Annotated in this window: 8 protein-coding genes; 5 read left to right on the top strand and 3 right to left on the bottom strand. The window is 69.6% G+C overall.

The window, feature by feature from the left end:
• The coding region (locus tag FL311_RS39360; RefSeq protein ID WP_228557385.1) for a TonB C-terminal domain-containing protein at positions 1 to 671 on the top strand (671 nt) is incomplete at its 5' end.
• Between the two features lie 101 nt (positions 672 to 772).
• The gene (locus tag FL311_RS39355; RefSeq protein ID WP_141332783.1) at positions 773 to 1,477 is read left to right on the top strand and encodes a hypothetical protein; all 705 of its coding nucleotides are present in this window, start codon (positions 773 to 775) and stop codon (positions 1,475 to 1,477) included.
• Positions 1,478 to 1,564: 87 nt separating this feature from the next.
• Here FL311_RS39355 and FL311_RS39350 read toward each other — a convergent pair whose 3' ends face one another.
• Genes FL311_RS39350 through FL311_RS39340 form a run of 3 tightly spaced genes read right to left on the bottom strand, consistent with a single transcriptional unit; the run spans position 1,565 to position 4,123 of the window.
• Positions 1,565 to 1,786: a hypothetical protein gene (locus tag FL311_RS39350; protein ID WP_141332782.1), complete on the bottom strand. Its 222-nt coding sequence runs from the start codon at positions 1,784 to 1,786 to the stop codon at positions 1,565 to 1,567.
• Positions 1,787 to 1,823: 37 nt separating this feature from the next.
• Positions 1,824 to 3,245, bottom strand: a complete 1,422-nt coding sequence (darW, locus tag FL311_RS39345) for a radical SAM/SPASM peptide maturase DarW (protein ID WP_141332781.1) — start codon at positions 3,243 to 3,245, stop codon at positions 1,824 to 1,826.
• Positions 3,246 to 3,295: 50 nt separating this feature from the next.
• Positions 3,296 to 4,123, bottom strand: a complete 828-nt coding sequence (locus FL311_RS39340; RefSeq protein ID WP_141332780.1) for a phytanoyl-CoA dioxygenase family protein — start codon at positions 4,121 to 4,123, stop codon at positions 3,296 to 3,298.
• A 343-nt stretch (positions 4,124 to 4,466) separates the two neighbouring features.
• On the opposite strand from FL311_RS39340, the gene FL311_RS39335 reads away from it, so the two are divergent.
• The 3 genes from FL311_RS39335 to FL311_RS39325 all read left to right on the top strand — a co-directional run.
• Entirely contained in the window at positions 4,467 to 5,489 is a 1,023-nt protein-coding gene (locus FL311_RS39335; RefSeq protein ID WP_228557384.1) for a DUF3616 domain-containing protein, read from the top strand.
• 121 nt (positions 5,490 to 5,610) lie between these two features.
• Positions 5,611 to 6,375: a DUF3592 domain-containing protein gene (locus FL311_RS39330; RefSeq protein ID WP_141332779.1), complete on the top strand. Its 765-nt coding sequence runs from the start codon at positions 5,611 to 5,613 to the stop codon at positions 6,373 to 6,375.
• An 87-nt stretch (positions 6,376 to 6,462) separates the two neighbouring features.
• A partial coding sequence (locus FL311_RS39325; RefSeq protein ID WP_368668615.1) for a tol-pal system YbgF family protein occupies positions 6,463 to 7,010 on the top strand: 548 nt, incomplete at its 3' end.

Below are 7,010 nucleotides of genomic sequence, written 5' to 3'. Positions count from 1 at the left end.
GGCCCGCGCCAGCCCAGGCGCAGGGACCTGACGCCCCTGCATCCCAGCAGGACACCGCCGCCACGCCACCGACCGGACAGCGCCGCCCGGAGGAGCGGGCGAGCGACATCCCCATGCGTGCCCCCTCGACGACCATCGACCTGAGCCCCCGCTCCCTGGACTCCCCGCTGTCGACAGGGCCCGCGCCCGCGTCCCCCGGAAGCGCCGCTCCGCCGAGCGCGCCCGAGGTCAGCGACATGCTGCGTGACGGCGCGGCCGAGCTGCAGGTCCGGACCGGCGCCATGCACGCCTATTACGCGCGGCTGGCGGACGCGCTGAGGGCCGCCTGGCGCGCGCGGGGCACCCGCGCCCGGCGCAAGTCGGGGCGGCCCTGCACCGCGCAAGTGCGGCTGGTCCAGGCCGCCGACGGACGCGTGCTCCAGCTCTCCATCCTCCTCCCATCGTGCGACCCCCCGATGGACGAGGAGCTGCTCGCGGACCTGCGCATCGCGTCCCTGCCGCCGCCGCCGCCCGAGCTGCTGGCCGGCCGCGAGAGTCTGCGCAGCGTCTACCGTTTCGGCTTCCATCCGCCCCCCAGGGTGTCCCTCGAGTTCGACATCGTGGACCTGGTGGACCCCAAAGCCATCCCAGACCACGAGCCGCGCCGGGTCGTCCTCGTGCGTCCCGAGTGAGCGCGACCGCATCGGGAGGCGCCGCATGTTTGACATGCATTTATTTCCAGACGCCTCTAACATGACGGACCTCCGGCGCATGAAGGGATGAGGAGGATGCCATGATGAACCTCGTGGATGAGATCAGCTCCCTGCTCCGTGAACACGACATCTCGCTCGCATCGGGATACCAGCGGGCGCTGGACGTGCTCAGGGAGGAAGACTTCACCGCGAACAGCGACGTCATGCTGGGGGTGAACGAAGCCATGTTCCGCCATCCCGGCGCGCTGCTGCACCGGCTGGAGCGACACTCGAGGAACGAGACGGAGGGCGCGCGGCTCATCGCCTACGTGGCCGAGCACCACGCGGAGGGCCCGCTGCGGGAGGACCTGCTGAAGCACGCGCAGGACGAGTTCCGTCATGGCCGGATGCTCGGGGCCCTGGTGGATCGGCTCTCCGGCGTCGAGGGCGCCTCACCGCATGTGGAGCGCGAGGAGCACGCCGAGAACGCCGTCGGCTTCGATGGCAACGTCGTCGGCTTCCTCTGCGCCACGCACGTGGCGGAGATCCGCACCTTCAGCCTGCTGGAGCAGTACCTCCTGCTGTCTCCGAGGTTGCCGAACACCACGGGGTCCAAGGTCGTCGCCTGCTTCGAGGCCATCCATCGGGACGAGGTCCGGCATCTGGTCTACACCGCGAGGCATCTGAACGAGTGGATGCGGACGAACGAGCAGCCCGGGCTTATCCTCGTCAACTACCTGCAGTCGTACAGCCGGGACTCGTGGCGGGAGATCTCCGAGATGGCCGGTTACCTCGCGCGCAACTGAGTCCTCGGGACACAGGCCGCGAGGAGCTGTCTCCTCGCGGCCGGGAGCGCCCTCCCTTCGTGACGAAGGGCGCCCTTCGACGTCACCTCAGAACGGCCAGGTCCAGGTCCACGCGCTCTGCGCCTCGTCGCCCGACTGCTGGGCGCGGGCCGCGGCGTCCTCGCTCAGCAGGACCTCCCCGCCCGTCAGTCGCTGGAGGGCCTCCGCCCGCTGGGCGACCTTCATGTCGCCGCCGTGCTGCTGCAGGAAGCCCGCCATCATCTGCGACACGCGGGAGAGATCCGCCTTCTGCGTCTCGTTCGCAACCATGAGTCGTTTCCTTTTGTCGCCGGGGAGAGGGGAACGCCTACGGGCCGGCGACGGCCCCGTTCGGCGTCTGCAAATGCGGGGAGGAGGGCTCGGCGACGGCGCGCATGCGCTCGAGCAGCGGCGACAGTCCACAGCAGGTGCCGTCGAACGCCGGCACGTAGCGCACGTTCAACTTCACGTCGTGGGGGCAGCCGCCCTGGCACAGGCCGAACCACCCGCACGACTCCATCCCCTGGGTGACCTTCCGCGTCTCGGTGCGCTCGCCCTCCAGATAGCGGGACGTCGCCAGCAGGCGGGACACCGGGGACTTCATCACATTGCCAATCACGGACCCCGGGGCGCCCACGTACTTGTCACAGGGCGCCAGGTCTCCGTTGGCCTCCAGGGTGACGTAGCGCCCCATGCAGTCGCCCTCCCAATAGCAGACAGGGGGCTTCGCGCCGCTCCTCACCGAGGGCATGAGGCTCTCGAAGTCCTTGATGCGCAGGGTGCCTCGGTAGCGTGCCCACCACAGGTCGAAGACCTCGACGAGGAAGGCGACATACTCCGGATAGCTCAGGTAGGTGCCCCGAGGCTGGCCGTCTCCCGCGTCGACATTGTCCGGCAGGACGTTGAGGAAGTTCACGTCCCGCAGCTCGATTTCGTCCAGGTACTCCAGCAGGCGCGCGGCGCCAAGGTCGCGGAGGTCCCGGTCCACGACCATGAGCGCGCCGTGGGGGATGCCGGCCTTGCGCAGTCTCTCGAGGCCCGCGATGACCGCCTTCGAGGTCGGACCTCCCCCCTGGTTGAGCCGCCTGGAGTCATGCACCTCGGGAGGCCCGTCGAGGCTCACGCCGACGCCCATGTCCAACGCGGAGAGGAACTCCAGCCACTCCTCCGACAGGTGGGTGGCGTTGGTCTGCATGGAGTTACGGACCGTCTGCCCGGGCTGACGGAACTGCTGTTGCAGCCAGATGAGCTTCTTGAAGTAGCTGGGGCGCAGCAACGTCACCTCGCCGCCATGCCAGACGAACTCGACGCGCTCCAGGCCCGTCATGGACAGGATGTCCCGGACGGCGCGCAGCAACACCGAGAAGGCCATGGTCTGGTCGGGCCCCTCCGCCCAGGAGCGGCAGTAGGTGCACCGCAGGTTGCACAGCCGCGTGGCCTTGAGGACCACGACGAGGCTCTTCACCGGGGAGCGGAACGTCGGCATCTTCCGGACGGCCTCGCTGTCGAAGAGGCACAGCTCCTCGGCGTCCAGGCAGCGCTCCTTGGGGAGCGAGCCGATGAACTCGACGGCGGACTTCTTCTTCATCGCGACGGCCAGCAACCGGAGCGCCTCCCGGTCCTCCCGCGAGAGGCTGTCCCGGAAGCGCAGGAAGGCCTCCCGACTGCCCTCGGGAATGGCGAAGAGGTCCGCCTCGGAAGCGGCCTGCTCCGTCCCTGGTGCCTCGGAAGGCGATACCGGGTGACTCATGTCCCACTCCTCGTGAAGGATGCTGTCTGGGAATGCGCGGGCCGGTGCGTCTAACGGCGGGCTGGGAAGGGCGGGAACCAGGTCCGCGAGGGGCGCCCGTCGACGATCATCGTCGCGGGATCCAGCCACGGGTCGACGGTGCTGTACTCGTCGGGCTGGTAGATCGCCTCCTCGCCCATCCAGCGGCTCACATAGGCGATGCGCCGGCGGCCCGAGGCGTTGGGCGGAGCGCCGTGGACCGTATAGGGATGGAAGATGACCGCGTCGCCCGCCTGGGCGGTCCAGGTCCGCACCTCGAGCCCGCCCTCGGTGATGAGCGTGTCGAAGTCGGGCGTGTCCTCATAGCCCCTGTTGAGCGCGGTGGTTTCGCGCCGGGTGGGAGGACGGTACCGGACCGACTGGTGCCGGTGGGAGCCGGCGATGGTCTGCAGCGGAGAGGCGTCCTCCGAGACGGCGGTCATCGGCAGCCAGACGGTCGGCGTCTGTTCTCCCTTGAAGGGAATGGAGGCGATGCCGTGGTGCCAGGGCGTCCCGTTGCTGCTGCTGCCGGCTTCCTTGTAGTGCACCTCGTCCCGCCAGAACTGGACCTCGTCCAGTTCGAGGAGCTGGCTCACGACGCTCGCCACCGCGGACTGCTTCAGGAATCCAGCGAAGAATGGGAGGTCCCTGGAGAGGAATTCGAAGAAGAGGCTGCCACCCTGTTTCACGAACACGGCGTTGGGGCCAATGCGCTGTGTCTGGGTCTGCCGTGCCAGGACGGCATCGAGTGCCTCGACGAAGGCGCCGACCGCCTCCGCCGATAACACGTTCCGGATGAGGACTGCGCCATTCTCGTGGTAATCCGCGATGTCCTTGGCGGTAACCAGGGGCGTGGTCATCGACTCCTCCCGTGACGGAAGACTGGCGGACAGGCAGTTGCGACCTCGTACCGACTTCACTCCGGGTATTTGTTGTTTTAGGGGGAGTTCATTGTGATGTCAATCATCGGAGGGTGGAGGTCCGAGGTGTAAGTGTTTGCCGAGGGGTGAGCTCATCGGCGTGGTCTGGCTTTGAAAAATGATTGCGTGGGTGGAACCACGCGGAGGGGGGCTTCGTCCGTGGAAGGTGCGTTCAGCCTCTTCGGGCGAGCGGCGGAGCACCGACGCAGGGATTGTCTCGCAGCCCACAGTCGTACGTGGGGGACTTCCCGCGCGGGCGGCTCGTGACGAGATCTGGGGGTCTATGAGGCTGGCCTCCATCATCCTGGGAATCTGCGTGACGGGCTGTGCGGCCCGTGGTGTGTCCTCGGCGTCCGAGAGCGCTCCCGCCGAGGGGGGCTCGGGGCGGGATGTCCTCGTGTTCGAGGGCATGTGTGATGCCTCCGGCGCCGTGGCCCTCGGCGGCTCGCTGTTCGTCGTGGGCGATGACGAGGACAACATCCTCCGCGTCTACGACGCGCGGCGCGGCGGTGCTCCCGTGCAGAGCGTGGACCTGTCTCCGGACCTGGAGCTGCCGGCCCACAAGAAGAAGCCCCCCGAGGCGGACATCGAGGCGGCGACGGGGCTGGGCACGTACTCGTTCTGGCTCACGTCCCACGGACGCAACAGCGCCGGGAAGAAGGCCCCCAGCCGGCTGCGCTTCTTCGCCACCGAGGAGGTCGACGGCAAGCCCCGGCTCGTGGGCCGGCCTTACACGCAGCTCCTGGATGACCTGCTGGCGGCGCCGCAGCTGTCGGGCCTCCGGCTCGCGGAGGCGGAGCCGCTCGCGCCCAAGGCCGAGGGCGGGCTCAACATCGAGGGCATGACGGCGATGGCGGACGGCGCGTCCATCTACGTCGGCTTCCGCAGCCCCGTGCCGCGGGGCAAGGCGCTCCTGGTGCCCGTGCTCAACCCCGTGCAGATGGTGCTCGAAGGGCAATCCGCGCGCGTGGGCGAGCCCCGCCTCGTGGACCTGGGCGGCATGGGCATCCGCTCGCTGTCCTGGTGGCACGGCCGGTACCTCATCATCAGCGGCGGCACGGATGGCTCGGGCACCTCGCGCCTGTTCACCTGGCTGGGCGGGGACGACGCGCCCGTGCTCGCGAGCACCGTCGACCTCGCGGGCTTCAACCCGGAGGCGTTCTTCACGCCCGAGGACGCGGAGGAGATCCTCCTGCTCAGCGACGACGGCACCGTCCCCGTCGATGGCACCGCGTGCAAGAAGGTGAAGGACCCGGCGAAGAAGCGCTTCCGCGGCGTCTGGGTGAAGCTCCCCGCGCAGGGCTGAGCGCGTCGGCGCGCCGTTCTGAATCGAGGGCGCGACCCAAGCACCTCGACGAGGCTCCTTGGCTCGTGCCCGTGCGTGAGCGGCTGGCGCGGAGGCGGATCGCGTGTAGGCTCGTGGCGCCATGCAGCTCGCCATCCCTCATGCACCTCGGAAGGTCCGTCTGACGCAGGTCCCCGGCGCGGTGGGCCGCCTCGCGCGTGACGCCGTGCTCGGGCTGGCCTTCGTGGCGCTGCTCGGCGCGGTGGCCCTGTGGGCCGGTCGCCACTTCGTGGAGGAGCAGGGCTTCACCTCCCGCGCCGAGGAGGTCGACGGGACCATCGTCTCCACCCGGCTTCCTCCCGTCGATGCCCGTGTCGGCGCCGAGGCCACGCTGGAGGTGCTCTACACGTTCCAGGACGTGGAGCACTCCGTCTCCGGCGTCAGGGCCTTCGCCGAGGACGCCGAGGGCCTCGGCAAGGGCGCCACGGTGAAGCTGCTGGTGGACCCCGCCGCTCCGGGCCAGCCCCGCGAGGCGCGCTTCGCCCGTTCGCAGGCCCTGCGCACCAACCTGGTCCCCTGGGCCATGCTCCTGGGGTTGCTCCTCGCCGGAGTCTTCTTCACCCGTGAGGCGAAGCGGCTCGTGCGCTCCGAGGTGGAGCCCCTGCGCCTGGGGGCGCTGGTGTGGCTGACGCCGGACGGGCCGCTGCCAGAGGAGGGCGGCGAGGTCGTGTTCCCCGCGCACTACTTCCGGCAGGACGTGAAGATGGAGGTCCGCGCGCGGGTCAGGCCGGGCAGGGCGCCGGTGCGCAACGGCACCAAGGTGCTCGCGGCGGTGGTGCCCCGGGAGCCTGGCTGGGCGCGGGTCATCGACCAGGACCTGGCCGGCGTGCTCGGGTGGCTGCGCTGACGAGCCCACGGAGGGGGTCGAAAATTTGCCGGTGACGTGGGGCTGTGTGACACACGCCTGTAGCTCCCAGCCCGCCGGAGGTTCTTCATGTCCCCACGCCTTTTGCTCGCGCTGATCCTCCTGCTGCTCGTCCCGGGCACGGTGGGCGCCGCGAAGCGGAACGAGGCCGAGGACGCCTATCAGGGAGCCCGGCGCGCCTACTACGCGCTGAAGGACGACGCCGCCCGGCGCAAGCTGCGCCACCACTGGCTCAACGTCGTGCACAAGTTCCAGGCGGTGGCCAAGGCCCACCCCAAGTCGGACCGCGCCCCGGATGCCCTCTTCACCGCGGGCGAGCTGCTCCAGGAGCTCAGCCGCATCTCCTTCGTCGAGGAGGACCTCAAGGCCGCCATCGCGGACTACGACAAGCTGCGCACCGACTACCCCAGGCACCGGCTGGCCGATGACGCCGCGCTGGCGCTCGCGCGCATCCACGTCCACCGCACGGACCGCCCCGAGGAGGCCCGTCGCGTCCTGACCGAGACGCTCGCCGTCAACAGCAAGGGCGACCAGACCAAGGAGATGAAGGCGCTGCTCGCCTCGCTCCCCGCGTCCAAGGTCGCGCCGCCCCCCGTTCGCAAGCCGACCCCCACGCC

It is taken from the genome of Myxococcus sp. AB025B (assembly GCF_006518215.1).
Lineage (GTDB): Bacteria > Myxococcota > Myxococcia > Myxococcales > Myxococcaceae > Myxococcus > Myxococcus fulvus.
This window is presented reverse-complemented; position numbering and strand designations above follow the sequence as displayed.